The sequence below is a fragment of the Brevibacterium sp. K72 genome (assembly GCF_050562175.1).
GTDB classification, from domain to species: domain Bacteria; phylum Actinomycetota; class Actinomycetes; order Actinomycetales; family Brevibacteriaceae; genus Brevibacterium; species Brevibacterium casei.
In genome coordinates, this window is sequence record NZ_CP191582.1 from 1,850,505 (window position 1) to 1,873,099 (window position 22,595).

Here is a 22,595-nt window from a genome sequence, read left to right on the forward strand (position 1 = left end):
CCCGAAGTGAGTCCGCGGTCTCAACGGCCTGTGCAGTGTCTCTGTGTCGCGTCAGGGGGTGGCATTAGGCTAGGGCTGTGTCCACCGCACTGTACAGACGATACCGCCCAGAGACCTTCGACGAGGTCATCGGTCAGGAGCATGTGACCGAGCCGCTCAAGGCCGCGATCGACCGTGGTCGCATCAACCATGCCTACCTGTTCTCCGGGCCGCGCGGCTGCGGCAAGACGACCTCGGCGCGGATCCTCGCGCGGTGCCTCAACTGCGAGAAGGGGCCCACACCTGTGCCCTGCGGCGAGTGCCCGAGCTGCCGCGACCTCGCCAACGGCGGACCCGGCTCGCTCGACGTCGTCGAGATCGACGCGGCCAGCCACAACGGCGTCGACGATGCCCGTGATCTGCGCGAACGCGCGATCTACGCACCTGCTCGTGACCGGTACAAGGTGTTCATCCTCGATGAGGCGCACATGGTCACCTCGCAGGGCTTCAACGCCCTGCTCAAGATCGTCGAGGAGCCGCCGCCGCACATCAAGTTCATCTTCGCGACGACGGAACCCGAGAAGGTCATCGGGACGATCCGCTCACGCACCCACCACTATCCGTTTCGGCTCGTGCCGCCCGAGGCGCTCGGGAACTACCTCGAGGAGCTCTGCCGACGCGAGGACGTCCAGGTCGACAAGGGCGTGCTCCCGCTCGTCGTGCGTGCCGGCGGCGGGTCAGTGCGCGACACCCTCTCCGTGCTCGACCAGCTCATCGCAGGCTCCGGTCCGAACGGCGTCGACTATGCGACGGCCGTGGCGCTGCTCGGCTACACCCCGGATTCTCTGCTCAGCGACATCGTCGACGCGTTCTCCGCCGGTGACGGCGCCGGTGTCTACCGGGCGATCGAGCGGGTCATCGAGTCGGGTCAGGATCCGCGCCGGTTCGTCGAAGACCTCCTTGAGCGGATGCGCGACCTCATCGTCATCCATGCCGCCCCCGAGGCAGCCCATGCCTTCCTTCCGGAAGTGCCGCCGGATCGGCTCGAGCGCCTCACCCTGCAGGCGCGCGGCTTCGGTCAGGCCGAACTCTCCCGTGCCGCCGACATCCTCAACCAGGGACTGACCGAGATGTCGGGGGCGACCTCGCCGAGGCTGCAGCTCGAACTCATCGCCGCCCGCATCCTCCTGCCCGCCTCGGGTCGCAGTCGCGACGCCGTGCTCAGCCGCGTCGAGCGGATGGAGCGGCGCATCGGCATGTCCGCGTCCGGTTCGGGCGGGAACGTTCCGCCCCAGGCCGGTGGTCAGGGGCCGGGTGGTGCTCAGGGCGTTCCGCAGAGTGCGGCGACGCAGGGCGGAGCGCCTCAGGAGGCTGCTGGGGCTCGGGGCAACGGACCTCAGGGTGTCGGACCTCAGAGCGGATCGACTTCGGCTGAGTCGGCTTCGGTCGAATCGCCTTCGGTCGGGGCGGGTGCCCAGACCGGTCGGGCCGGTGCGCCGGGGCAGAGCCCCGTTGCGCCGTTGTCCGCTCCTGCGCCCGACGACTTCGACGAACTCACCGCAGCCGCGGCGGCCGCCGAGTCGCTGCTCAACGACACTCCGGCGCCGGCCTCGACTTCGTCGGCACCAGCGTCGGCTTCACCGGCACACGGTGCTGACCGGAAGCCTGCACCTATGCAGAATCGCCCCGCTCAGACCGAACGCGCATCGCAGGACGACCAGCCTCGCGGAGCAGCTGGCGACGATCAGAGTCGCGGAGTCTCTTCCGACGATCAGCGGCGCGAAGCGCCCGCCGCCGATCAGCGTTCCGGCAGGGTGCCGCAGGCGCGTCAGTCCGGTCAGACTCCGCAGGCACAGCCCCCGGCAGATCAGCACGCGTCATCAGGGCGCTCGAACCAAGAGCAGGCTCCGACCGGTCAGCAGCCGATGCGCGAGGCCGCTGCCGGCCAGACCTCTGCGTCGTCGCCGGCGGGCGGCACGTCTTCGAACGATCGTGCAGCGAACGATAGCGCCGCGAACAGTGGCGGCGGTCGGACCGATGCCGAGCCGCCTCAGTCGCCTGCAGCAGAATCACAGCCGGGGCCGGCCGGAGCCGGCGGCATCGGCGGAGAGATCGAAGCGATCCGTCGCGCCTGGCCGAGCATCCTCGCAGCCGTCGAGAAGCGCAGTCGTCTGACGCGTGCGATCATCGCGGCCAATGCCATCCCGCAGTCGTTCTCCGACGGCGTCGTCTACCTCGGCTTCAACAACGCCGGTTCCGTGCAGGGCTTCCAACAGCGCGATCATGCCGCGAAGCTCGCCACGGCGATCAACGACGTCCTCGGCATCGACGCGCGCATCGACATCGGCGACGTCGGCCGCATCGGTGGGAACTCGGGCGGAGCGCCCGGGGGAGGAACAGGCTCGCCAGCGCCGCAGCAGAATCAGAATCGCGGACCCGGAACCGAGTTCCGTCGCCCCAGCCCTGAAGAGGTCGCCGCGGTCGTCGGCACCCGCGAGGTCGACAAGCCGCAGGTCGATCGCGAGAAGTTCTGGGAGACCGGCGACGCCCCGCAGGGCCCGTGGTCTGCCGACGACGAGGAGGGCGAAACAGGCCCCCGCCCCGAAGCGGCGGATGACTCTGCCCGTGATGAGCCCCCTGAGGCTCGCGCCGGACAGGGCGATGCCGGAGCCGAATCGAGCAACGCCGCTGCCGCACCGGCAGAGACAGCATCCTCCGACCTTCGCGTCGATTCGTCAGGCGCCGGTGATGTGAACGCCGCGGAAGCAGAAACCGATCCCGGTTCGAGCGCGCAACCAGCCTCGCGTCCCGAGCAGGGCGCGTCGCCGTTCGGAGGCACTGACGCTCCGTCCCACAGCGAAGAGCCATCGGTATCGCAGCCCTCGTCCCCGGTCGACGACATCGTCGTTCCCGACCTCTCGGACGAGGACTTCTTCGGCCCTTCTGGCGGCGGTGCGAACCCCGCCTCCTCCGTACCGTCGCCTGCTCAGGAACCGACTCCGGCATTCGATTCGACCACCCGTGGTGGGGAATCGGAGTCCCATGGCGGACAGTCGTCACGTGACTTCTCCGACGACGAGCCGATGGAGTATGTCCAGCCGCGGTGGGAGGAACCCGTGTGGCACGACGCGCCGCAGCAGTCGGCTCCCGCCGGTGACGACGCCGATTCGACGAGTGCCGGCAGCGGTGCCGTCGATGTCGGTGCCGTCGTCGTCCCGCCGCCCGAGGACGACGAGGGGGACTACCTCGGCGCCTATGGGGATTCCGATCTCGATTCCGGGGGCGCGGGGATCGCGAATGGTGCGCAGGGGAACGCTTATCCTCAGGGAAGCACGAACGGCTCCGCCTCCGCGCCTGCCAGCGGTGCGAAGCCATTCAAATCCCGGTTCGCTGCGATCGCCGAACGCCACGGCATGGACACCGGCGGATACTCGGCTGGCAGCTCCGGCACAGGCAGCGGTGGGTTCGATGCGCCTGCACCCACCTCGGCGGCGGCACCGGTCGATGCTCAGCCCACCGGCTCCGGCCGGGACGAGGACGAGTATGATCCGGAGACGGACCTCGACATCACCGACGCCCCACAGGTCGGAGTGGCCGTGATCGCCAAGGTCCTCGGCGGAGAGATCATCGATGAAAGAGAAGTATGAGCGCAGTGTATGAGGGTGCCCTCCAGGACCTCGTCGAAGAGTTCGGCAAGCTCCCGGGCATCGGGCCGAAGTCGGCCCAGCGGCTCGCGTTCCACATCCTCCAAGCCGATTCCGGTGATGTGAACGCGTTGGCTCAGGCTCTGAGCAACGTCAAGAAGCGTGTGCGCTTCTGCGAGATCTGCGGCAACGTCTCGGAAGAGGCCGAGTGCACCGTGTGTCAGGACCCGCGCCGTGATCGGACGATGATCTGCGTCGTCGAGGAGCCCAAGGACGTCGTCGCCATCGAGCGCACTCGCGAATACCGCGGTCTCTACCACGTGCTCGGGGGAGCGATCGATCCGATGGCCGGCGTCGGCCCGGACAACCTGCGGATCAAGGAGCTCATGCCTCGCCTGCAGAACGGCGAGGTCACCGAGATCGTCATCGCCACCGACCCCAACCTCGAAGGCGAGGCCACCGCGACCTACCTCGTGCGGCTGCTGAGCACTCTCGGGGTGACGGTGACTCGGTTGGCTTCGGGTCTGCCCGTCGGCGGAGACCTTGAGTACGCCGACGAGGTCACGCTGGGCCGGGCGTTCTCCGGTCGCCGCGAAGTCGACTGAGCAGATCCCGCCGCGGCCGAGCAGGCCTCTCAGCGGCCGTTGGTCGTGACGGCTCCCTGAGGCGTCTCCACTCACCCGGCCACCACACTCTGAGGCGACGCCACCCCGCCTGCCAACCTGTTTGCGGTCGAAGAACCGAGGAGAATCCGCGATTTTCGCGATTTCGCCTCGGTTCTTCGACCGCAACTCGTCCGCAGCGGCGGCTCACCTCGCAATATTCTGGTTCGACGCCCTTGACACCTTATCGATTATCGTGAAGCATGTTGTTTATCGATATATCGAGTATCGATAAGAGCAGCCCGAATGCGACCAGACGGAGTGTCCCGGTCGTCGAGATGGAAGGTGTGACCAGTGATGGGTGAAACGAACGGAATGCCGGTGGAGATGACGAAGTCGAGCGAAGGCAAGTCGAGGTCGGGAATGGAATCCGTCATCAGCGGAGTGCTCGGAGTCTACGGCGTGTACTTGGCTTACATTCTCGTCAAGGGACTGATCGCCAACGAGATCGGTATTCGGTTCGAGTTCGCCGATGATGCGTCGGCAGCCATCGACGTCGGAGGCAGCGCGGTTGCTCTCTCCGGTCCCGCTGACGTGACCGTTTCGACGGTGCTGCTCGCTCCCGAGACGATGGTGCTCCTCATCATCTCGAAGCTCACGGTGATCATCGGCCTCATCGGTGCGGCGATCATCTGCTTCCCCATCCTCAGGGACATCGCTCATGGAACGCCCTTCACGTCGCGCGCACTCAAGGCGCTGTCCGTTCTCGCGCTGTCGGTCGCAATTCTCGTCGTCATCTACGCGATCGCTGCGACGCTCGGCTCCAACCTCGCCTCGCGCGACCTCGGCATCTCCGACTCTGTCAGCGGCGGTCTCGGAGTCACCCAGGTGTTCCTCTTCCTCGGCATCGCCGGCGGCATCGCGCTCCTGCAGCGCAGCTTCGCATCCGGGCGGAAGGCGCAGGAAGAACTCGAGGGGCTCGTCTGATGCCGGCCGACCTCGGCGAAGGGCGAGTGGTCTGCCACCTCGACGCGCTGCTCACCCAGCGGGAGATGACGCTCACCGAACTGTCGAACGCCGTCGGCGTGTCCCTGGCCAACCTCTCCGTGCTCAAGAACAACAGGGCAAAGGCCATCCGGTACTCGACGCTCGTCGCCCTCTGCGCCGCGCTCGACTGCCAGCCCGGTGACCTCTTCACCGTCACCACGGCGGAGGACTGATCGCGGCCACCGGCGGCTCGGTCAAGCCGGCCAGCACTTTTCGAAGCGAGGAACGTTCGAAAAGTGCTGGCCGGCTTGAGCGAGCGTCGCGAACGGCTGGGGGCGTCGAAAAGTGCTGGCCGGCTTGAGTGAGCGTGGCAATCGGCCTGGAGCGTCGAAAAGTGCTGGCCGGCTTGACCGAAAGAGACCACTGCCCAAGGTGAGACAGGTGTCTGTATGACGGGCACCCCCTCGGCCCGAAGTGCCCACCTCCTACAATGGTGGGGACGCCGGTCCGCCGACGCCGTCTGCCTCACCGCAGCGCTCGGCACTGCGAGAGCAGTCGATCGGCGCAGTCCGCATCAGCGAACAGGAAGAGACTTCAGTGAGCTTAGTCGTCCAGAAGTTTGGCGGGTCCTCGGTTGCCGACGCAGAGTCGGTCAAACGGGTGGCCCAGCGCATCGTCGAATACCGACAAGCCGGCCACGAGGTGGTCGTGGTGGTCTCGGCGATGGGGGACAGCACGGACGACCTCATCGACCTCGCCCAGCAGGTCTCTCCGCTGCCGCCTGCGCGTGAGCTCGACATGCTCCTCACCGCCGGAGAGCGGATCTCGATGGCCGTGCTCGCTATGGCGATCGCCAACCTCGGCTTCGAAGCCCAGTCGTTCACCGGTTCCCAGGCCGGAGTCATCACCGATGAGCAGTTCGGCAAGGCGCGGATCATCGACGTCACTCCGGGGCGGATCCGCTCCGCCCTCGACGACGGCAACATCGCCATCGTCGCCGGATTCCAGGGCGTGAGCCAGACGGCGAAGAACATCACGACGCTCGGCCGCGGCGGCTCCGACACCACGGCCGTCGCCCTCGCCGCCGCCCTCGACGCCGACGTCTGCGAGATCTACACCGACGTCGACGGCGTCTTCACCGCCGACCCTCGCATCGTCTCGACCGCGCGCAAGATCGACGAGATCGGCTTCGAGGAGATGATGGAGATGGCGGCCTCGGGCGCCAAGGTCCTCATGCTCCGGTGCGTCGAGTACGCTCGGCGCTACGACGTCCCGGTCCACGTGCGCTCGTCCTTCTCGCGCAAACAGGGCACCTGGGTGACCGATTCGGCCATCCCCGAAGCATTTCTGCCGGCACGGAGTGCGAAGGCAGCGGAAACAGAAACGGAGTCCACCATGGAACAGGCAATCATCTCCGGAGTCGCGCACGACCGCTCGGAAGCCAAGGTCACGATCGTCGGCGTCCCCGACGTCCCGGGCAAGGCGGCGGAGATCTTCAAGACGATCGCCGCGCAGGAGATCGACATTGACATGATCGTCCAGAACATCTCCACCCGCGAACCGGGGAAGACGGACATCTCGTTCACGCTGCCGAAGACAGACGGAGCGAAGGCCATCGAAGCCCTCGACGGTGCGAAGGCGAAGATCGGCTTCGACCAGGTCCGCTACGACGACCAGATCGGCAAACTCTCCGTCGTCGGCGCCGGCATGCGCTCCCACCCTGGGGTCACCGCGACGCTCTTCGAAGCGCTCAGCGACGCCCAGGTCAACATCGACATGATCTCCACCTCGGAGATCCGCATCAGCGTCGTCACCCGAGCGGACCTGCTCGACGACGCCGTCCGTGCCGCCCATGCGGCCTACGGACTCGACACAGAGGACAACGAAGCAGTGGTCTACGGAGGTACAGGACGATGAGCGTTTCAATCGGAGTGGTCGGAGCCACCGGCCAGGTCGGCGGTGTCATGCTCGACCTCCTCGCCGACGATCCCGGGTTCGAGATCGAGAACCTGCGGCTCTTCGCCTCGGCCCGCTCGGCAGGCAAGGTCGTCGAATTCCAGGGCCGTGAGATCGTCGTCGAGGATGCCGCCGAGGCGGACCCGACCGGACTCGACATCGCCCTCTTCTCCGCCGGCGGGGCGACCTCCCGTGCCCAGTCTGAGCGGTTCGCCGCCGCCGGGGTCATCGTCGTCGACAACTCCTCGGCCTGGCGCTCGGACCCCGAGGTGCCCCTCGTCGTCAGCGAGGTCAACCCCGACGCCCTCGACACTGTGCCCAAGGGCATCATCGCCAACCCCAACTGCACGACGATGGCCGCCATGCCGGTGCTCAAGGCGCTCGACACGGAGGCGGGGCTGACCCGCCTCGTCGTCTCGACCTACCAGGCCGTCTCCGGATCAGGGCTGAGCGGCGTCGAGGAGCTCGCCGGTCAGCTCGAAGCCGGCATCGCCGACGCCCGGGCGCTCACCCGCGACGGCAGCGCCGTCGAACTTCCGGCGCCGAACAACTACGTCGAACCGATCGCCTTCAACGTCCTGCCGATGGCCGGCAGCATCGTCGACGACGGCGAACTCGAGACCGACGAAGAGAAGAAGCTGCGCAACGAGAGCCGGAAGATCCTCGGACTCCCGGACCTCCTCGTCGCCGGCACCTGTGTGCGCGTTCCCGTGTTCACCGGGCACAGCCTGAGCATCCACGCGGAGTTCGCCTCCGACATCACACCCGAGCGGGCCACGGAGATCCTCGCCGAGGCGCCCGGAGTCGTCCTCGACGACGTCCCCACCCCGCTCAAGGCGGCCGGCACCGACCCGAGCTACGTCGGCCGCATCCGCGCCGACCAGTCGGCTCCCGCCGGCAAGGGCCTCGTCCTCTTCGTCTCCAACGACAACCTGCGCAAGGGTGCGGCGCTCAACACCGTCCAGATCGCCGCGCTGCTCGCGGCGAAGCTCGAGGCGCAGGCGGCCTGAGCGGTCGTGCGGTCCCAAGCGGACCGTACTGGGAACCATAAACAGGTCGCTATATATAAATATTTATATTAGTGGCGGGCCCTTCGGCTGAGTACTGTGATCGGAGAGATCACCGACTCGACACGAAAGGCCCGCCATGCGCTTGTCCCGACACCTCCTCCCCGCCGGGTCGATCGGTCTCGTCACCGGCCTGGTCCTCAGCGGGTGCGGCGGCGGGCAGAGCGGGGATTCGGCCGAGCTCTCGGTCGTCACCTCGACGAACGTCTACGCCGACATCATCTCCGCCGTCGCCGGGAACACCGCGGACGTCACGGCGATCATCGACGATCCCAATCAGGACCCGCACTCCTACGAGGCGACGACCCGGGACCGGCTCCGCCTCTCCAAGGCCGACCTCGTCGTCATCAACGGCGGCGGATACGACAGCTTCATGACGACGATGCTCGAGGCCTCCGAAGTCAAACCCGAGGTCATCGACGTCGTCGCACTCTCGGGCCTGCCGGGCTCCGAGGACGCCGCCGGTGAACCGCACTCCCACGACCACGCCGACCACGACAGCGCAGACAACGCCGACCACGACCACGCCGGGCATGGAGAGGACGAGTCCGCAGAGGCCGACGGCCATGCCGGACACGACCACGGGGAGTTCAACGAACACCTCTGGTACTCGGTGCCGACGATGACGAAGCTCGTCGACGATGTCGCGCTCCACCTCGGCGAGGCTCTGCCCGACCAGGCGGAGACGATCACGGCGAACGCGGAGGAGTACACGGACCGCCTCGGCGAGCTGGAGTCGACGATCGCTGCGGTCAAGGACGAGCACGGCGGAGAGAAGGTCGCGGCGACCGAACCGGTGCCGCTGCGGCTCTTCGACGACATGGGGCTCGAGACCATCACGAGTCCCGAATTCCTCGCCGCTGTCGAGGAGGGCAATGACGTGCCGCCCCTTGTCCTCGAGGACGCCGAGGAGCAGATCTCCTCCGGGGAGGCGGTGCTGTTCGGATACAATACGCAGGCGGCCGGACCTCAGGCAGAGCAGCTCAAGGCCACGGCCGAGGGGGCAGGCGTTCCCGTCGTCGACCTCGCCGAGACGATGCCTCAGGGCGCCGAGTACACGGACTGGATGGGCGGGCACATCGACGCGATCGCCACGGCACTCGAAGGGCATGGGCACTGATGATGACAGGGGATTCCGACACGGTGACGAGGACTCGGCCCACCGCCGACGCCGGGCAGGCGAGCCGGTCGCTCCACGGTGGGGGCCCGACCCCCGCGATCAGCCTCCACGATGCCGAGCTGCGTTTCGGCGACCGGGTGCTCTGGCACGATCTCAACCTCGCGGTCGCACCGGGGGAGTTCCTCGCCGTGCTCGGCCCCAACGGCACCGGCAAGACCTCGCTGCTCAAGATCCTCCTCGGCGAGCATGGGCTCTACCGGGGCACCGCCGAGATCGACGGTCACCGGGTCCATTCGGGCAACCCGGCCATCGGCTACATCCCGCAGCAGCGCGGCATCGACCCGCACACGCCGATGCGCGGACGCGACATCGTCCGCATGGGCATCGACGGGTACCGCTGGGGTCCGGGCTGGCCGTCGCGGAAGCGACGGAGGCACGTCGACGAACTCCTCGCCTCGGTGGGGGCCGAGAGCTATGCCGACGCGCCGGCGGGCACCCTGTCCGGGGGAGAGCTGCAGCGGCTGCGGGTCGCCCAGGCGCTCGCGAGCAACCCCTCGGTGCTCCTCTGCGACGAACCTCTGCTCTCCCTCGACATGCACCATCAACAGGTCGTCGCAGGACTCATCGACGAGCAGCGGCGGGCTCGCGACGCCGCGGTCCTCTTCGTCACCCACGAGATCAACCCGATCCTGCCCTACGTCGATCGGATCCTCTACATCGTCGGCGGGCACTTCCTCATCGGCACCCCCGCCGAGGTGATGACCTCGGAATCGCTCACCCGCCTCTACGGCTCTCCCGTCGAGGTGGTCCGCGTCGGCGGTCGCCTCATCGTCGTCGGCGGTGAGGACGAATGCACCGACCATCATGTCCACCACCGGGGTGACGTCCACGCCGATGCACCGGCGGTCACCGAGACGGAACGGGGGTCGATCTGATGTCGATCGCCGAGATCGTCTCCAGCCTGTTCTCCTTCGAGGACTACGGGGAACTCGTCGCCCTGCTCACCAATTCCCTCATCGCCGCCGCCCTCCTCGGCGTCGTCGGCGGTCTCATCAGCGTCTTCGTCATGGCCCGGGACATCCCGTTCGCCGTTCACGGGGTCTCCGAGCTCTCCTTCGCCGGAGCCGCCTTCGCCCTGCTCGTCGGCTTCGACGTCGTCGGCGGGTCGATCGCAGGCTCCATCCTCGCGGCCCTCATCATCGGCATCGGCGGGGCCCGGGCCTCGGAGAAGAACGCGATCATCGGCGTCCTCATGCCCTTCGGGCTCGGGCTCGCGATCCTCTTCCTCGCCCTCTACGACGGGCGCTCGGCGAGCAAGTTCGGGCTGCTGACCGGACAGATCGTCGCGATCACCCCCGGCCAGATCCTCACCCTCATCGTCTGCGCCCTCATCGTCCTCGTGGTCCTCGCCGTCGTGTGGCGGCCGCTCCTCTTCGCCAGCCTCGACCCCGAGGTGGCGCGGGCCAAAGGGGTGCCTGTGTCCGGGCTGACGATCGTCTTCATGCTCGTCCTCGGTCTCGCCGTGGCGCTGAGCGTCCAGGTCGTCGGCGTCCTCCTCGTCCTCGCCCTCCTCATCACGCCCGCTGCCGCCGCTACCCAGGTCTCCGCCTCACCGGTGTGGGTGCCCGTGCTCAGCGTCGTCTTCGCCGTCACCGCCTCGGTCGGCGGGATCCTCCTCGCCCTCGGCTCACCGGTCGTTCCGATCAGCCCGTTCGTCACGACGATCTCCTTCCTCATCTACCTCGTCTGCCGAGTCGTCGGGCACCGCCGGCTCAGCTCCCTCCACCGGCGTCGGGCTGCCCGGGGCGAGGGGGGGCACCGAGCATACGCAGTCGGTGTGACAAGGTCGGTTGGTGCTTGAGGGTATCCGACACCGACTAAACTGTGTCGAATGAAGACACGCGCACTCGCCGTAGGCAGCCTCGCCCTCCCTGCGGCCGCCGGCCTCTGGGGTGCAGGCATCGAGCCCCATCTCTTCGCCGTCCGCCGCCACACCCTGCCGCTGCTGCCGGCCGGACACGAGCCGCTGCGCATCCTCCACGTCTCCGACCTCCACCTCACCTCGTGGCAGAAGCACCGCGCGGCGTGGGTGAGTGCGCTCACCCGCCTCGAGCCCGACCTCGTCGTCAACACCGGCGACAACCTCTCCGCCGACATCGTGCCGCAGGTCCTCGAGGTCTTCGACGGGCTCCTGAACGTCCCCGGCGTCTTCGTCCTCGGCTCGAACGACTTCTTCTCCCCGCAGGCGAAGAACCCCGCGAAGTACCTGCGCTCGCCCTCCGAGGTCAAGCACCGCACGAGCCCCGACCTCGACGTCGACGCTCTCATCAAGGGGTTCGAGGACCGCGGGTGGATCTTCCTCGACAACGCCGAGGCGACCATGGAGATCCGCGGCACCCTGATCGACCTCTCCGGCCTCGGCGATGCCCACATCGACCGCGATCGGATCCGCTGGACCGAGGACGGCGAGCTCGTCCACCCGCGCTTCGATCGGGCGGCTGACCTCAAGGTCGGCGTCACTCACGCCCCATACTCGCGGACTCTGGAGGCGTTCGCCTCGGCGGGGGCGGACCTCATCATGGCCGGGCACACCCACGGAGGGCAGATCCGGGTGCCGTTCTGGGGCGCACCGGTGACGAACTGCGACCTCGATCGGACACGCGCACGCGGCGTGTTCCCCTATCGGGGTTCGACCGTCGAGATCTCTGCAGGGCTCGGCTTCTCACCGTTCTCACCTGTGCGTTTCGCAGCCCGACCCGAAGTCAGCCTGCTTACGCTCGTGCCCAGGACGTAGCACTTTCACCGTTCTCTGAGACGGCGCTCAACTCCGGTTGGTTAAACTTGGTTTCATGGTGTCTCCTGAGTCAAATCCCGAACCGACCAAGATGGCGGCCTTCCTCCAGTTCGTCGCGGTGAGCGCGGTGGCCGGAATCGTGGCCGCCGGTCTTGCCATCCCCGGCGTCGGTGTCGCCACTGCCAGCGCGAACAGCGCCGTCGAGATCTTCAATGCGCTGCCGGCCACGCTCGAGGAGCGCGACCTCGGCGAGAAGTCGACGATGCTCGCCGCCGACGGCTCGAAGATCGCTGACTTCTACTGGCAGAACCGCGTCGAGGTTCCCCTCGACCAGATCTCCCAGGAGATGCAGGACGCGACGATCTCGGTCGAGGACTACCGGTTCTTCGAACACGGAGGCATCGACCTCGAGGGCATCGCCCGCGCGGCGGTGCACAACATGGTCTCCTCGACGACGCAGGGCGGTTCGACGCTGACTCAGCAGTACGTGAAGAACGTGCTGGCCGAGAACGCCCACGCGGAATCGAACCGGGAAGGCGTGGAGGCCGCCAGGGAGTCCAAGGGCACGGCAGGCTACGCGCGCAAGCTGCGTGAGGCGAAGCTCGCCGTTGCGGTGGAGAAGAAGTACGACAAGAAGGAGATCCTCAACCGCTACCTCAACATCAACAACTACTCGGGATCGCCGAACGTCTACGGCGTGCAGGCAGCGGCTTACCGCTACTGGGGCATCGACGCGAAGGACCTCAACATCCAGCAGTCGGCGATGCTCGCCGGCATCGTGCAGAACCCGTCGGCGTTCAATCCCGAGCGCTTCCCCGACGCCGTGCTCGAGCGCCGCAACGTCGTGCTCGGGCAGATGCTCAAGTACGGTCACATCACGCAGAAGCAGTACGACGAGGCAGTCAAGACCGGCCTCGACCTCAAGATCAGAGAGACCCCGAACGGCTGTTCGGCGGCGGAGAACAGCGCCGCGTTCTTCTGCAACTACGTCGTCAACGTCATCAAGAACGACGAGAGCTTCGGCAAGACCGTCGAAGATCGCATCGCCACCCTCCAGCGCGGCGGCCTGACGATCAAGACCAGCCTCAATCCCGACATCCAGAAGATCGCGGACAAAGAGGTCAAGAAGCGCGTCCCCGTCGGCGATCCCTCGGGAGCCGGCCATGCCCTCGTGACGATCGAACCGGGTACCGGTGAGGTCATCGCCATGGCTCAGAACCGTGAGTACACAGAGGGCGAGGTCGAGAAGAAGGACAAGAACAAGAAGACGAACATCAACTACACCGTCGACAAGAAGCACAACGGCGGTGCCGGCTTCCAGGTCGGTTCGACGTGGAAGCCGTTCGTGCTGGCCACGTGGCTGAAGTCGGGCAAGAGCCTCAACGCCTCGGTGAATGCGACCAAGCGCAACTTCCCGGCGAGTTCGTGGAAGTACAGCGGCTGTCCCAACATGGCCGGTGACTGGGATCCGAACAACGCCGGCGACGGTTCGGGCAAGGGCTCGATGACGGTGCTCAACGCCACGAAGAACTCGGTGAACACCGGGTATGCGGCCATGGGCAACCAGCTCAACATGTGCAAGATCATGGACACCGCGATGGATCTCGGCATCCGCTACGGCAGCGGAGAGAAGCTCGACTACGCCGACAAGTCCGGCTTCATCCAGGCGCTCTCCCCGTCGTCGATCCTCGGCACCACGGAGACGACCCCGATCGCGATGGCCGCGGCGTTCGCGACCTTCGCCAACGACGGGAAGTTCTGCGGACCGAAGCCGATCCTCGAGATCACGGACCGCAACGGCAAGAACATCGACGTCCCGGGCGAGGAGTGCAAGCAGGTCCTCGACAAACAGGTCGCGCGCGGCGTCGCCTACGCGCTGACGCAGACATTCAAGGGCGGTACGACCAGCAGTCTGGGAATCGGAGTGCCCGCCGGTGCGAAGACCGGTACGACGAACTTCGAGGTCGGCCACACCTGGCTGCTCGGATTCACCAAGACCCTGTCGACGGCTGTGTGGACCGGTGACCCGCGAGGCACCCGCGACTGGCGCAAGAACGGCAAGGGCAAGGTGCGCGGTCAGATCTACGGTGCGACAATCTCCGGTAAGACCTGGCAGGCGTTCATGAGCAAGGCCGTCAAGGAGACCAAGGGCAACACCGGATTCCCGAAGCCGAGCTCGAAGTACTTCCAGGGCGGGGGCTCCGGTGGCGGAGGCGGTTCGTCATCGACCGGCACCAACCGCGGCGGCGGAGGCGGAAACGGCGGCGGCGGTTCCTCCAACGGCGGCGGAGGCGGCGGCGACCGTGGCAACGGCGGTGGCGGCGGCAACGGCGGCGGTGGAAACGGCGGCGACGGTGGCGGCGACAACGGCGGCGGGGGAGACGAAGCCCCCGGCCTCGGCGGCAACTGAGTCGACGGCGGCTGACATCGGTGGGGCGGAACGATCTTCTCGATCGTTCCGCCCCACTCGCGTCTGCGACGTCCCCGTCGCCATTGTTCCGCCTTCTCCGCTAGTGTGGGGTGGGGCAATGAGCGACGCGTGAACACGCGCCGAGACTGCCAGCCCGCCCGGGCCGAGACACGTGCACCGGGTGCCGACGAACCGAGTAGGAGAGCCATGACCAAGTGGGAATACGTCACCGTTCCGCTCATCGTCCATGCGACGAAGCAGATCCTCGATCAGTGGGGTGAGGACGGCTACGAACTCGTGCAGGTCGTGCCGGGGCCGGACAACAACGGTCTCGTCGCCTACCTCAAGCGCCCCAAGCCCTGACCCCCGCTCAGCAGTCTGCACTCTTCGTCGAAGGAGACCACCCATGTCGACCGTCCTTGACCGCATCAGCGAACTCGGCCTCGAGCTGCCGAAGGTCGCAGCCCCCGCCGGCGTCTACGTCCCGGCCCTGCGCACCGGCAACTACGTCTACACCTCCGGTCAGCTGCCGGTCGTCGACGGTGCGCTGCCGACGACGGGCCACCTCGGCGCCGAGGTCGACGTCGACACCGGCTACCAGCTGGCGCGGATCGCCGGGCTCAACGCTTTGGCCGCGATCGCCTCGGTGATCGGCGACCTCGACAGGATCGTGCGCGTCGTCAAGGTCACCGGCTTCGTCAACTCCACCGACGACTTCACCCAGCAGCCGTCGGTCATCAACGGCGTCTCCGAGCTCTACGGGGAGATCTTCGGGGACAAGGGCCAGCACGCCCGCAGCGCCGTCGGAGTCAACACGCTGCCGCTCGGCACTCCCGTCGAGGTCGAGGTCGTCGTCGAGGTCGAGGACGATGCCGCTTAGCGGACGCTCCCTCCCGGTCTCCACGGAACTCACCTGGCTGCTCGACCTCTGGCGCTCAGAGGGACGACGGCCGGTTCCCGAGCCCCCACGGCCCGCCTCGGCGATCATCCTCGTCCGCGACACCCGTGAGGGGCTCGAGACGTTCGTGACGCGTCAGCTCGACGCGCGCGGCGTCGAGGACCGCAACCGCTGGGCCTATCCCGTCGGGGACCTGCGCCCGAGCGATCTGCGCAAGCTGCCGGTCACCGGATGGAAGTCGTCCCGGTGCGCGATGACGCTGAGCATCGAGAACAAGTCACGCGCCCTGCAGCAGTTCTCCGCTGCCGCGCGCGTCGCCTTCGCCTCGACCGGGGTGCTGCTGGCAGAGAACGTCGACCACGACCTCGTCGCGAGTCCGCAGACGGAATGGCAGGCGACACGGTATCGGCTGCTTTCGAACGAGGTGTCGTGGTCGCAGGTGCTGCGCGAGCGGGACCTGCGGCTGCGCCCCGACCTCCTCAAGCCGTGGCTGCGCTGGATCAACACGGCGACCCAGCTCCACCGCTTCGACACCACGTACTTCCTCGCCGCCGTGCCCTTCGGCCAGGAGGTCGACTTCCTCGCCTCGAACGAGAGCTCGGGCGGGTGGAAGCGACCCGAGGAGATCCTCGCCGACGCCGCCGACGATCCCGACCGGATCAGCGCGAGCACGCGGCTGATCGTCGAGAGCCTGCAGACCGTTCCGACCGTGGGAGCGGCCATGGCCCAGGTCCGCGACGTCCACCCCCTGCGTCCGGAGATCGCCGACGAGGACGGCGAATGGCGGCTCGTCATCCACCCCCGCCGGGACTTCCACCAGAAGGGCACCCTGCGCGACCGCGATGTGGCCGTCGGCGACGATGAGGAAGAGGACCGCACCGGGCTGATGAGCCTGGGCGCCGACGACGATGACCCGACCAGCGCAGACGAGGACACCGACGACTCATGAGGATCCGTGCGAACAACCCGTCCCCGATGACCCTGACCGGGACGAACACCTATGTGCTCACCTCCCGCGACGACACCGCGGCCGTGATCGTCGACCCCGGACCAGAACTCGCTGAGCACCGTGAGCGCTTCCTCGCCGAGGTGGGGGACCGGAGGCTGGCGGGCATCGTCCTCACCCACCAGCATGCCGATCATTCCGAGATGCTCGGCAGCGTCGCCGACTGGGCGCCCGAGGTGCCCGTCTACGCTGTCCTCGACCGGTTCGCCCGCCACACCCCACCGGTGGCCGACGGCGATCGCATCGTCTTCGGGGATGATCCTCTCGACGTGATCGAGGTCGTCGCGACGCCGGGGCACACCGGTGACAGCATCAGCCTCCTCCATGACGGCGTCCTCTACAGCGGCGACACCATCCTCGGTGAGGGGACGACGATAGTCACCCACCCCGAGGGGTCGCTCGGGGACTACCTGGTGAGTCTCGATCGCCTCCGCGAGCTCTATGACTCAGGGGCGTATGCGCGCATCGAACCGGCCCACGGCCCGACGATCGACTCACCCGCCGAGGTGATCGACCACTACCGCGACCACCGCCGTGAGCGCATCGCCCAGGTCAGGGCCGCGCTCGAGCAGGGCGCGACGACCGCGGCCGAGGTCTGCGACATCGTCTATCACGACGTCGACCCGCGGGTCCGCGGAGCCGCCGAGCAGATTGTGCGCGCCCAGCTGAGCTACCTCGGCGCCCTGTCCCCGGACGACGCATAGGACAGGGGCACCAGGCGAGGTGCCGCCCGACCCGACCGCCTCGGTGAGGAAGTGGTGCCCGGCCAAGTTGTTGATGCCCGGCCAGGTTGTGGTCGAAAAACCGAGGAGAATCGGCCGTTTTGGCTCATTTCCCTCGGTTTATCGACCACAAACGCTGGGGTGAAGGGGGGGGGAGACGTCGCTGAAGGCCCCGGCAGACGGCGAACGCCCCGACAGTGACTGTCGGGGCGTTCGTCATCGACCGGTCGAACCGGCCGGCGTGATCAGCGGGCGCGGTTGCGCATGCGCTCCATGTCGAGGATGACGACCGAGCGGGCCTCGAGGCGGATGAAGCCGCGGGCGGCGAAGTCGGCCAGCGCCTTGTTCACGGTCTCACGGGAGGCGCCGACGAGCTGCGCGAGCTCCTCCTGCGTGAGGTCGTGGGCGACGAGGACGCCGTCGGGTGCCGGCTTCGAGAATCGGGCGGCGAGGTCGAGCAGCGCCTTGGCGACACGGCCGGGGACGTCGGAGAACACGAGGTCGCCGACGGTTTCGTTCGTCCGGCGCAGGCGCTGGGCGAGGGCCTTGAGGAGGTTGAGCCCGGCCTGCGGGCGGTCCTTGAGCCAGGTCGTGAGGTCTTCGTGCTTGAGGCTGAGAAGTTCGGACTGGGAGACCGCGGTGACGGAGGAGGACCGCGGGCCCGGATCGAAGAGGCTGAGTTCGCCGATGATCTCACCCGGTCCGACGACGGAGAGGAGGTTCTCGCGGCCGTCGGAGGACTCGCGGCCGATCTTGAGCTTCCCGGTGGAGACGATGTAGAGCTCGTCCCCGGCGTCGCCTTCGTGGAAGAGCACGGTGCCCCGGCGGAGGCTCCGCGGCTTCATGAACTTCATCAATGCGCTCGTCGATTCGTCATCGAGTCCGGCGAAAAGCGTTGCGCCCCTCACAACTTCAATATCCACAGTGTCCTCCTTGTGATGGTCTCCACACATAAATCTACCTGGTCAAGGGTACCTGGACCACCAAATACGCGCGGGTCGTGGGAATTGAGGGTCCCTTGTGTCGTTTCCTCGGCCCTCGCCGAGGTGGGTCCCGGTTGCGTGCGCACGCTGTGAGCCGGACAACTGCGGTATCGGCTCCTGCGGATTAGAATCGACACTTGTGTTGACCGTGGCAGAGAAGAGCGCGCGCAGGTTCGCCAAGGAGACCCCTCTGGGGAAGAAGCGCCGCGCGCGCAAGATCAATCGGATCCTCGCCGAGGTCTACCCCAATGCGCAGGTCGAACTCGACTTCGCGACCCCGTTCCAGCTCCTCATCGCCACCGTGCTCTCGGCGCAGACGACGGACATCCGCGTCAACTCCGTGACCCCGGGACTCTTCGCCGCCTTCCCCGACGCGCACGCGCTCGCGGTCGCCAACCTCGGCGAGGTCGAGGAGCTCATCCGCTCGACCGGGTTCTACCGGGCCAAGGCTCGCAACATCGTCAAGCTCGCGAACGACCTCGTCGACGACTACGACGGCGAGGTGCCGCGGACGATGGAGGAGCTCGTCAAGCTCGCAGGGGTCGGGCGGAAGACGGCCAACGTCGTCCTCGGCAACGCCTTCGACACCCCCGGCATCACCGTCGACACGCATATGGGCCGCCTCGCCCGGCGGTTCGGGTGGACGACGGAGACCGACCCGGTCAAGGCCGAGGAGGACATCGCCGCGCTCTTCCCGACGAAGGAGCTCACGCTGCTCTCCCACCGGGTGATCTTCCACGGCCGCCGGATCTGCCACTCTCGCAGACCGGCGTGCGGGGCCTGCCCGCTGATGGCGCTGTGCCCGTCGTTCGGCATCGGCGAACTCGACCCGGTCAAGGCCGAGGCGATGCTCAAGTACGAGATGGCTCCCTTGGCATGAGCGAATTCCTCGACGGCCTCAAGGGACCCGGGAGGCATGCTGCTGACGGTGGAGTCCCCGTTGCCGACGGGGCGGTCCCGACTGCCGACGCCGAGGCGGTTCCGCCGAGGTCGGCGGATCCGCAGCGCGCGGACGATCCGGAGCTGCGCGACCAGCTGGCGCGTCTCGCCGAGTCGAAGGGGTCACCGCTGTGGCTGCGCCGCGCGAAGGCCCGCGGCGATGCCGTGGTCCGCGACGCCGCTGTCCTCATGCTCTTCGGCCGCGGCGGCGCCCCGCGCACGGATGCCGGTCGAGCCGCCCTGCCGCACCTCGAGGAGAAGGGCGTCGCCGACGTCGACATCGTCCTCCTCCAGCGCGCGAGCACCCTGCGCCTCCACGCCGGGCAGGTCGCCTTCCCCGGTGGGGGTCGCGATCCCGAGGACGACTCGATGGCCGCCGCCGCGCTGCGTGAGGCCGAGGAGGAGGCCGGCATCGTCCCGGCCAGCGTCGACGTCCTCGGTCAGCTCGAGCCCCTCTACATCCCGGTGAGCAAGTTCCAGGTCACCCCCGTCGTCGGCTACTGGGCGGTGCCCGGGGTCGTCGCCGTCATGGACGAGGCCGAGTCGTATTCCGTCTACCGGGTCGCGATCGCCGACCTCGTCGCCCCCGCCAACCGCGGCAGCTTCTCGAGGCCTGATCTCGCGATCACCACCCCGGCCTTCGACGTCGGCGTGCTCAAGGTGTGGGGCTTCACCGCGGGCATCCTCGACTTCGCCCTCGACGAACTCGGTTGGGCGCTCGACTGGGATCGCAAGGCCGCCATCGACATCGACTACTGAGCCGGGACGCAGGCCGGACGTCCCCGCGGGGACGTCCAAAACGCGAATGGCGCCGAGTCCCACGCGGGGACTCGGCGCCATGCCTGTCGATGGTGGTCGGGTCAGTACCTCGGACCCGAGGGGTTCGTCAGCGCCCGCTTGACCGCGGCGACGATCGACTTCGCCGAGGCGATCGCCCCGCCCGGAACCGGGTTGCCCTTCTTCAGCAGCGGGACGGCGATGAGCACGAGGATGACGGCGATGACGGCGAGGATGCCGAAGATGATGAGGAAGCTCGCCCACCACGGCCAGTCCAGTCCTTCGCGGAACGCTGCGGCTCCGGCGAAGATCACCATGAACGACCCGAGGAACAGGAAGAACAGGGCCGCGAGCGCCAGGGCCGATCCGATCCCCAGGTTCTTCGCCCCGGCGGTGGCCTCGGCCTTCGCCAGCGCGAGCTCCTCCTCGGCGATCGCCTTGGAATCGTCGCCGATGTCCTTGATCAGTTCGCTGATCGACCTCTCGGCCATGAGTGCTCCTATCGCCAGAAACGTTGTGACAATCTTTCTCAAGAGTAGTCTGAACGTCCCTCGTCACCAAAGACGTCTGAGCTCAGTGTCGACTCACGATTTCGCCACCGATTCCTCGATGAGCTTCATCACCGACGAGTCGGCCAGCGTCGTGGCGTCACCGACCTCACGGTTCTCGGCGACGTCCTTGAGCAGACGGCGCATGATCTTGCCCGACCGGGTCTTCGGCAGCTCGGAGACGATGTGCACCTGCTTGGGCTTGGCGATCGGACCGATCTCCTTGCCGACGAACTGGCGCAGCTCCTCGGCGGTCTCCGGACCGTCGTCGACTCCGCCGACGGTGATGACGAACGCGATGACAGCCTGGCCGGTCGTGTCGTCGGCGGCACCGACGACCGCCGCCTCGGCGACGGAGGGATGGGCGACGAGGGCGGATTCGATCTCCGCGGTCGAGAGGCGGTGCCCGGAGACGTTCATGACGTCGTCGACGCGGCCGAGGAACCAGATGTCCCCGTCCTCGTCACGGCGCGCACCGTCCCCGGCGAAGTACGTGTTCTCGAACCGGGACCAGTAGGTCTCCTTGAAGCGCTCGGGGTCCTTCCAGATCCCGCGCAGCATCGACGGCCACGGCTGCCGGATGACGAGGAGGCCGCCTTCGGGGCCGGCAGGGTTCTCCCCGGTGTCGTCGACGACGTCGACGGAGATGCCGGGGATCGGACGCTGCGCCGATCCCGGCTTCGTCGCGAGCACCCCGGGCAGGGGCGCGATCATGTGGGCGCCGGTCTCCGTCTGCCACCACGTGTCGACGATCGGGCAGCGCTCCCCGCCGATGACGCGGTTGTACCAGCGCCAGGCTTCGGGGTTGATCGGCTCGCCGACGCTGCCGAGGAGGCGCAGGCTGCTCAGGTCGTACTTCGCGGGGATCTCCTCGCCCCACTTCATGAACGTCCTGATCGCCGTCGGCGCGGCGTAGAGCGTCGTCACCTTGTTCTTCTCGACGATCTCCCACCAGCGGCCCTGGTCGGGCGTGTCCGGTGTGCCCTCGTAGATGACCTGCGTCATTCCTGCGGCGAGCGGTCCGTAGGCGACGTACGAGTGACCGGTGACCCAGCCGACGTCCGCAGTGCACCAGAAGACATCGGTCTCGGGCTTCGCGTCGAAGACGGACTTCATCGTGTAGAGGACCTGGGTGAGGTAGCCGCCGGAGGTGTGGAGGATGCCCTTGGGCTTTCCCGTGGTGCCGGAGGTGTAGAGGATGAAGAGCGGGTTCTCGGCTTCGAAGAACTCGGCCTCATGCTCGGGGCTCGCCTTGTCGACGGTGTCCTGCCACCACTGGTCCCGGCCCTCGGTCATCTCGACGTCCTGGCCGGTGCGGCGGACGACGATGACGTGCTCGACCGGGGTGTCGCCGTGGGAGAGCGCCTCGTCGACAGCCGGTTTGAGGCTCGTCTCCTTGCCGCGACGGTAGCTGCCGTCGGCGGTGATGACCACGCGCGCCTCGGCGTCGATGATCCGCGAGCGCAGGGCGTCGGCGGAGAAGCCGCCGAAGACGACGGAATGGGCAGCGCCGAGGCGGGCGCAGGCGAGCATCGCGATGATCGCCTCAGGGATCATCGGCAGGTAGATCGCGACCCGGTCTCCGGCCTCGACCCCGAGTTCGGTGAGTGTGTTCGCCGCCTTCGACACCTCGGCGAGGAGCTCGGCATACGTCAGCGTCCGGGAGTCCCCGGGCTCGCCTTCGAAGTTGATGGCCACCCGGTCGCCGTTGCCGGCGAGGACATGCCGGTCGAGGCAGTTGTACGCGACGTTGAGCTTTCCGTCGGCGAACCACTTGGCGAACGGCGGGTTCGACCAGTCGAGCACCTCGGTGAAGTCGTCCTTCCAGTCGACGAGTTCACGGGACTGCTCGGCCCAGAAGCGCTCGAAGTCCTCGGCACCGCGCTCATAGGCGTCTTCCCTGACATTGGCGGCGGCTGCGAACTCCTGTGGCGGGGCGAAGGTCTCGGTCGCCTCGGCGCTGTCGGTCATGATTCCCTCCGGCTTCTTTGATGGAACGAAGATTCCCTCCGACTGTATACCCGCAGAGGTGACGCCGGTCACCCTGACCCCGGTGATGAGCGGGGGTGAGCGGGGGTAGTCATGACGGGTCCCATGTGCTAAAGCGGTGTGCGGCGGAGCTTCGGCAAGGGGACTGGCGGCGAAGAATTGGGTGCGCACGGG

The 22,595-nt window shown here is 67.5% G+C and carries 20 protein-coding genes; 17 read left to right on the forward strand and 3 right to left on the reverse strand.

Annotation, left to right across the window (positions count from 1 at the left end; all coding sequences use genetic code 11):
• Positions 1 to 77: 77 nt before the first annotated feature.
• The 15 genes from ACQ1RG_RS08160 to ACQ1RG_RS08230 all read left to right on the forward strand — a co-directional run bounded on the left by ACQ1RG_RS08160 (position 78) and on the right by ACQ1RG_RS08230 (position 17,167).
• A complete protein-coding gene (locus ACQ1RG_RS08160) occupies positions 78 to 3,626 on the forward strand; it encodes a DNA polymerase III subunit gamma and tau (RefSeq protein ID WP_144588100.1) in 3,549 nt (1,182 codons plus the stop codon).
• A gap of 5 nt (positions 3,627 to 3,631) precedes the next feature.
• Positions 3,632 to 4,228, forward strand: coding sequence for a recombination mediator RecR (recR, locus tag ACQ1RG_RS08165; protein ID WP_063250836.1), 597 nt, complete (start codon positions 3,632 to 3,634; stop codon positions 4,226 to 4,228).
• 354 nt (positions 4,229 to 4,582) lie between these two features.
• On the forward strand, positions 4,583 to 5,212 hold the full coding sequence (locus tag ACQ1RG_RS08170) for a DUF2975 domain-containing protein (protein ID WP_144588098.1): 630 nt from the start codon (positions 4,583 to 4,585) through the stop codon (positions 5,210 to 5,212).
• Entirely contained in the window at positions 5,212 to 5,445 is a 234-nt protein-coding gene (locus ACQ1RG_RS08175; RefSeq protein WP_009380776.1) for a helix-turn-helix domain-containing protein, read from the forward strand. Before ACQ1RG_RS08170 ends, ACQ1RG_RS08175 begins: the two co-directional genes overlap by 1 nt.
• Before the next feature lie 364 nt (positions 5,446 to 5,809).
• The gene (locus ACQ1RG_RS08180; RefSeq protein WP_009380780.1) at positions 5,810 to 7,129 is read left to right on the forward strand and encodes an aspartate kinase; all 1,320 of its coding nucleotides are present in this window, start codon (positions 5,810 to 5,812) and stop codon (positions 7,127 to 7,129) included.
• Positions 7,126 to 8,178 carry an aspartate-semialdehyde dehydrogenase gene (locus tag ACQ1RG_RS08185; protein ID WP_144588097.1) on the forward strand — a complete coding sequence of 351 codons (1,053 nt, stop codon included), beginning with the start codon at positions 7,126 to 7,128 and terminating at the stop codon, positions 8,176 to 8,178. Before ACQ1RG_RS08180 ends, ACQ1RG_RS08185 begins: the two co-directional genes overlap by 4 nt.
• Before the next feature lie 136 nt (positions 8,179 to 8,314).
• Positions 8,315 to 9,355 carry a metal ABC transporter solute-binding protein, Zn/Mn family gene (locus ACQ1RG_RS08190; protein WP_144588095.1) on the forward strand — a complete coding sequence of 347 codons (1,041 nt, stop codon included), beginning with the start codon at positions 8,315 to 8,317 and terminating at the stop codon, positions 9,353 to 9,355.
• Positions 9,355 to 10,290, forward strand: a complete 936-nt coding sequence (locus tag ACQ1RG_RS08195; protein WP_144588093.1) for a metal ABC transporter ATP-binding protein — start codon at positions 9,355 to 9,357, stop codon at positions 10,288 to 10,290. Before ACQ1RG_RS08190 ends, ACQ1RG_RS08195 begins: the two co-directional genes overlap by 1 nt.
• Positions 10,290 to 11,216, forward strand: coding sequence for a metal ABC transporter permease (locus ACQ1RG_RS08200; protein ID WP_190247493.1), 927 nt, complete (start codon positions 10,290 to 10,292; stop codon positions 11,214 to 11,216). The genes ACQ1RG_RS08195 and ACQ1RG_RS08200 overlap by 1 nt, the downstream gene beginning before the upstream one ends.
• 30 nt (positions 11,217 to 11,246) lie before the next feature.
• The gene (locus ACQ1RG_RS08205) at positions 11,247 to 12,149 is read left to right on the forward strand and encodes a metallophosphoesterase (RefSeq protein WP_063250817.1); all 903 of its coding nucleotides are present in this window, start codon (positions 11,247 to 11,249) and stop codon (positions 12,147 to 12,149) included.
• Positions 12,150 to 12,204: 55 nt separating this feature from the next.
• Positions 12,205 to 14,559 carry a transglycosylase domain-containing protein gene (locus tag ACQ1RG_RS08210; RefSeq protein ID WP_063250820.1) on the forward strand — a complete coding sequence of 785 codons (2,355 nt, stop codon included), beginning with the start codon at positions 12,205 to 12,207 and terminating at the stop codon, positions 14,557 to 14,559.
• Between the two features lie 207 nt (positions 14,560 to 14,766).
• Complete coding sequence (locus ACQ1RG_RS08215) at positions 14,767 to 14,922, forward strand: hypothetical protein (RefSeq protein ID WP_009380800.1); 156 nt, start codon at positions 14,767 to 14,769, stop codon at positions 14,920 to 14,922.
• A gap of 43 nt (positions 14,923 to 14,965) precedes the next feature.
• On the forward strand, positions 14,966 to 15,439 hold the full coding sequence (locus tag ACQ1RG_RS08220) for a RidA family protein (RefSeq protein WP_009380809.1): 474 nt from the start codon (positions 14,966 to 14,968) through the stop codon (positions 15,437 to 15,439).
• Complete coding sequence (locus ACQ1RG_RS08225) at positions 15,429 to 16,406, forward strand: hypothetical protein (protein ID WP_063250824.1); 978 nt, start codon at positions 15,429 to 15,431, stop codon at positions 16,404 to 16,406. Before ACQ1RG_RS08220 ends, ACQ1RG_RS08225 begins: the two co-directional genes overlap by 11 nt.
• Positions 16,403 to 17,167, forward strand: coding sequence for an MBL fold metallo-hydrolase (locus tag ACQ1RG_RS08230; RefSeq protein WP_119297061.1), 765 nt, complete (start codon positions 16,403 to 16,405; stop codon positions 17,165 to 17,167). The genes ACQ1RG_RS08225 and ACQ1RG_RS08230 overlap by 4 nt, the downstream gene beginning before the upstream one ends.
• A 263-nt stretch (positions 17,168 to 17,430) precedes the next feature.
• Here the strand turns inward: ACQ1RG_RS08230 and ACQ1RG_RS08235 are convergent, their stop codons facing one another.
• Positions 17,431 to 18,108, reverse strand: coding sequence for a Crp/Fnr family transcriptional regulator (locus tag ACQ1RG_RS08235; protein WP_040342444.1), 678 nt, complete (start codon positions 18,106 to 18,108; stop codon positions 17,431 to 17,433).
• Positions 18,109 to 18,307: 199 nt separating this feature from the next.
• Between ACQ1RG_RS08235 and nth the strand changes: the two genes are divergently transcribed.
• Positions 18,308 to 19,048 (forward strand): endonuclease III, encoded by a 741-nt coding sequence (gene nth, locus ACQ1RG_RS08240; RefSeq protein ID WP_063250060.1) that lies wholly within the window; start codon positions 18,308 to 18,310, stop codon positions 19,046 to 19,048.
• Positions 19,045 to 19,866: an NUDIX hydrolase gene (locus ACQ1RG_RS08245; protein ID WP_063250061.1), complete on the forward strand. Its 822-nt coding sequence runs from the start codon at positions 19,045 to 19,047 to the stop codon at positions 19,864 to 19,866. Before nth ends, ACQ1RG_RS08245 begins: the two co-directional genes overlap by 4 nt.
• A 101-nt stretch (positions 19,867 to 19,967) precedes the next feature.
• On the opposite strand, the gene ACQ1RG_RS08250 is transcribed toward ACQ1RG_RS08245, so the two are convergent.
• Both ACQ1RG_RS08250 and acs read right to left on the reverse strand, forming a co-directional pair.
• The gene (locus tag ACQ1RG_RS08250) at positions 19,968 to 20,375 is read right to left on the reverse strand and encodes a phage holin family protein (RefSeq protein ID WP_063250062.1); all 408 of its coding nucleotides are present in this window, start codon (positions 20,373 to 20,375) and stop codon (positions 19,968 to 19,970) included.
• Between the two features lie 93 nt (positions 20,376 to 20,468).
• A complete protein-coding gene (gene acs, locus ACQ1RG_RS08255) occupies positions 20,469 to 22,403 on the reverse strand; it encodes an acetate--CoA ligase (RefSeq protein ID WP_259801183.1) in 1,935 nt (644 codons plus the stop codon).
• Between the last annotated feature and the right edge of the window lie 192 nt (positions 22,404 to 22,595).

Coding starts and splice junctions, on each gene's coding strand:
- ACQ1RG_RS08170 (WP_144588098.1), top strand. CDS start 4,583: ATGGGTGAAACGAACGGAATGCCGGTGGAGATGACGAAGTCGAGCGAA.
- ACQ1RG_RS08175 (WP_009380776.1), top strand. CDS start 5,212: ATGCCGGCCGACCTCGGCGAAGGGCGAGTGGTCTGCCACCTCGACGCG.
- ACQ1RG_RS08185 (WP_144588097.1), top strand. CDS start 7,126: ATGAGCGTTTCAATCGGAGTGGTCGGAGCCACCGGCCAGGTCGGCGGT.
- ACQ1RG_RS08190 (WP_144588095.1), top strand. CDS start 8,315: ATGCGCTTGTCCCGACACCTCCTCCCCGCCGGGTCGATCGGTCTCGTC.
- ACQ1RG_RS08195 (WP_144588093.1), top strand. CDS start 9,355: ATGATGACAGGGGATTCCGACACGGTGACGAGGACTCGGCCCACCGCC.
- ACQ1RG_RS08200 (WP_190247493.1), top strand. CDS start 10,290: ATGTCGATCGCCGAGATCGTCTCCAGCCTGTTCTCCTTCGAGGACTAC.
- ACQ1RG_RS08205 (WP_063250817.1), top strand. CDS start 11,247: ATGAAGACACGCGCACTCGCCGTAGGCAGCCTCGCCCTCCCTGCGGCC.
- ACQ1RG_RS08210 (WP_063250820.1), top strand. CDS start 12,205: ATGGTGTCTCCTGAGTCAAATCCCGAACCGACCAAGATGGCGGCCTTC.
- ACQ1RG_RS08215 (WP_009380800.1), top strand. CDS start 14,767: ATGACCAAGTGGGAATACGTCACCGTTCCGCTCATCGTCCATGCGACG.
- ACQ1RG_RS08220 (WP_009380809.1), top strand. CDS start 14,966: ATGTCGACCGTCCTTGACCGCATCAGCGAACTCGGCCTCGAGCTGCCG.
- ACQ1RG_RS08225 (WP_063250824.1), top strand. CDS start 15,429: ATGCCGCTTAGCGGACGCTCCCTCCCGGTCTCCACGGAACTCACCTGG.
- ACQ1RG_RS08230 (WP_119297061.1), top strand. CDS start 16,403: ATGAGGATCCGTGCGAACAACCCGTCCCCGATGACCCTGACCGGGACG.
- ACQ1RG_RS08245 (WP_063250061.1), top strand. CDS start 19,045: ATGAGCGAATTCCTCGACGGCCTCAAGGGACCCGGGAGGCATGCTGCT.
- ACQ1RG_RS08250 (WP_063250062.1), bottom strand. CDS start 20,375: ATGGCCGAGAGGTCGATCAGCGAACTGATCAAGGACATCGGCGACGAT.
- acs (WP_259801183.1), bottom strand. CDS start 22,403: ATGACCGACAGCGCCGAGGCGACCGAGACCTTCGCCCCGCCACAGGAG.